General features: G+C 51.2%; 1 protein-coding gene. It reads left to right on the top strand.

The features are described 5' to 3' along the window. The first annotated feature begins 144 nt into the window (after positions 1-144). Positions 145-2,004: an AAA family ATPase gene (locus tag ABDB87_RS20485; RefSeq protein ID WP_345930566.1), complete on the top strand. Its 1,860-nt coding sequence runs from the start codon at positions 145-147 to the stop codon at positions 2,002-2,004. Positions 2,005-2,387: the final 383 nt, after the last annotated feature.

The following is a 2,387-nucleotide window of genomic DNA, read 5'->3' as shown; positions in this document are numbered from 1 at the left end:
CACCCCGCAAACCCGCACGGCTACGTTGCCGAGAGGTCAAGAAAGGCGGTTTTTGGAGGTGAAGTGTCGAACTCGGGTGCGCTGGGTCTGAATGAGGGTGGATGATCCAGTTGTATGATCATTGATTGATTGTGCTGGATTTAGATGATCTATAACCCTGAAACTTCACTAGGAAAAGTCGTGTCGAAACTCAAGTCGATCAAGGTGAAACGCTTCAAAAAGCTCAAGGAGCTTGAACTCGAAGTCGATGATACGACGGTTTTAGTCGGTGCCAATAACGCCGGGAAAAGCTCTGTTCTACAAGCCTTTCACTTTGCTGTTTCTGTTGCCCAAACAGCAAGGCTCGTTGGAGAAGGGGTTAGTTGGGGGCGAGACAAATTTGAACTGTCATTTAACCCCGCGCAGCTCCTTTACTCACCGGTGTCCGATGTTTTGTCTTTGGCCTACGGCGGTAACCTAGTTGAAGATGCTTCAGCTTGCATCGAGATCGAAATCACACTTGATGATGGTGCATGCTGTTGTTTGACGGTAAGACGTGGCCGAAACAGGAACATTCAGGTTGCGCTCCGAGGACGGGTCGTCGGCGAACGTCTGATGGATCTAGATCATCCTTTTACTGTTTATGCGCCTGGCCTAGCTGGAATAGCAAGGGAAGAAAGGTTTATGTCTCCCGGTGTGGTAAGGAGGGCTGTCGCGCGAGGGGATGCCAACCTTGTTCTCCGCAATGTAATTTTGATGATTAAGTACGAAATGAACCGAGAGTTGGCTCGGCTCGTAGATGATCATAAGCTTGCCAAGAAGAGATACGAAGCCGGCAGGGGGGATAACCCAGGGGCATTGGGTGAGGTTATGCGTGGGTATCCTCACGCATGGAAACAGTTCTGTGAAGATATGGATATGTTGTTCCCTGGGCTCGTGCTGGATGTCAAATTTGACCAAAATCGCGATGAAACAATAGGTGTTTATTTTCGGCATGGTGACGGACCACGCTTGCCACTGGATGCAGCTGGCACTTCCATACTTCAAGCGAGCCAGATAGTTGCGTATGTCGCGCTTTTCAAGCCACAAGTTTTGATTCTGGATGAGCCTGACTCGCATCTTCACCCAAATAATCAGAGAGCTCTTTGCGATTTAGTTACTCGATTGGCTGCTGCTAGAGGTTTTAGAGCGTTGATTAGCACGCACTCCAGGCACGTTCTTGATAGCCTGCGAGATAGAGCCAAAATTGTTTGGCTCAATGCCGGAAAGAAGGTTGAGTACGATGCGGTAGCAACTCCAGCTTTGTTGCTCGAGTTGGGTGCGCTTGATTCAGTCGATTATTTCGCGGACGGAAATTTGAAGTGCCTGTTCGCTACAGAAGATAGCAAAGCGGATTCAATTCAGGCGCTTAACGCTTTGCTTGAGGCAAACGGGTTTCCGCTTGCTGAGGTGGAGGTTCGTCCGTATGCAGGTTGCTCAAAAATCGATGCCGCAAAGGTCTTGAGAAATTTCTTGCGTGACAAGGCGCCGAATGTACAGTTTGTCTTGCATAGAGATCGTGACTATATGGATGCTGCCTCTTCGCAGAAAATCGAGCAAACATTGCGGGATATTGATGCCTATCCGTTTGTCACCGCGAACAGTGATGTTGAAAGTTATTTTTTGCATCCTGAGCATATTGCAGAGCTCAATCCGTCGATATCGGTTGAACGTGCGCAGGAGCTGATCCATGCAGCAACCAATGAGACAGCGACGAAATCTATTGAGGCCCTTATCAATATCAGAACTGAGGCAGCCATCCGGAACAGAAACGGTGGCCCTCCGCACAATGCCGGCGAGTTAGCAGCGAAGGCGTATCAAGATTACTCGTCAGACCCCGTCACTTGGAGGCGCGGTAAAAAGGTATTGGCTCATTTGCGGGCGTTGTTGAACCAGGAGCTCAAAGCGCATCCGATTATTTTGCAGCCAACAAAACATTTGGTTGTTCCGGAACTTCAAGAAATTCGTTCAGAAATTTGGGCTTAACCTCACCGCGTACGGCGCAGTCGTAGGGTGGAGTGAAACTCCACCGTATGCCTTGATCAAGTGGCGGAGTTGGCATTCCGCCCTACTCCGGGCAAATCGGATTGTTGCGCAAAGTGGGAAGGGCTTTTGCCGGAGCGCGGCTGGAAGCTGCGGGCTGGGGCGGGTTTCAATGCGGTTTTGAATCTGCAGGATCACCATGAGCCACTCCCGCCACCCGGATACCCAACGCCGCCGCTTCCTGATCCAGGGCTCCGCCCTCGGGGCGATCACTGCCTTGCACAGCCTTGGCGCCTGGGCCGCTGCGCACCCGAGTTCGACACTTCACCTCCAAAAACCGCCTTTCTTGACCTCTCGGCAACGTAGCCGTGCGGGTTTGCGGGGTG

This window comes from Uliginosibacterium paludis (assembly GCF_039631355.1).
Classification (GTDB): Bacteria; Pseudomonadota; Gammaproteobacteria; order Burkholderiales; family Rhodocyclaceae; genus Uliginosibacterium; species Uliginosibacterium paludis.
Note: the sequence above shows the minus strand (reverse complement) of the source record. Positions and strands in the feature narration are given on the sequence as shown.

What these genes read in the sequence shown, in the direction of transcription:
- ABDB87_RS20485 (WP_345930566.1), top strand. Translation starts at nt 145, where the DNA reads ATGATCTATAACCCTGAAACTTCACTAGGAAAAGTCGTGTCGAAACTC.